The following is a 765-nucleotide window of genomic DNA, read 5'->3' as shown; positions in this document are numbered from 1 at the left end:
CTCCCGCTAACGAGAGATCGAAAGCGCAAGTGGTTGATGTTACAGAGGAAACTTTGAAAACATCTTAAAATAACCGCTTGACAGATACAGAGGCTGCTGTAGAATGCGCGCCTCGGTACAGCGAAAGCTGACCAACCGCTCTTTAACAATTGAATCAAGCAATTCGTGTGGGTGCTTGTGGAGTCAGACTGATAGTCAACAAGATTATCAGCATCACAAGTTACTCCGCGAGAAATCAAAGATGTAACCAACGATTGCTGAGCCAAGTTTAGGGTTTCTTAAAAACCCAAAGATGTTTGAACTGAAGAGTTTGATCATGGCTCAGATTGAACGCTGGCGGCAGGCCTAACACATGCAAGTCGAGCGGTAGAGAGAAGCTTGCTTCTCTTGAGAGCGGCGGACGGGTGAGTAATACCTAGGAATCTGCCTGATAGTGGGGGATAACGTTCGGAAACGGACGCTAATACCGCATACGTCCTACGGGAGAAAGCAGGGGACCTTCGGGCCTTGCGCTATCAGATGAGCCTAGGTCGGATTAGCTAGTTGGTGAGGTAATGGCTCACCAAGGCTACGATCCGTAACTGGTCTGAGAGGATGATCAGTCACACTGGAACTGAGACACGGTCCAGACTCCTACGGGAGGCAGCAGTGGGGAATATTGGACAATGGGCGAAAGCCTGATCCAGCCATGCCGCGTGTGTGAAGAAGGTCTTCGGATTGTAAAGCACTTTAAGTTGGGAGGAAGGGCAGTTACCTAATACGTGA

At 49.3% G+C, this 765-nt stretch carries 1 rRNA gene; it reads left to right on the top strand.

The window, feature by feature from the left end:
• Window positions 1–298: 298 nt before the first annotated feature.
• Window positions 299–765, top strand: a 16S ribosomal RNA gene (locus GHO42_RS03820); the annotation flags it as partial.

The organism is Pseudomonas sp. FSL R10-0056, assembly GCF_009600105.1.
In the GTDB taxonomy this organism is placed as follows: Bacteria; Pseudomonadota; Gammaproteobacteria; order Pseudomonadales; family Pseudomonadaceae; genus Aquipseudomonas; species Aquipseudomonas bubulae.
The sequence above is the reverse complement of the archived record's forward strand: the minus strand, read 5'-3'. Positions and strand labels throughout refer to the sequence as shown.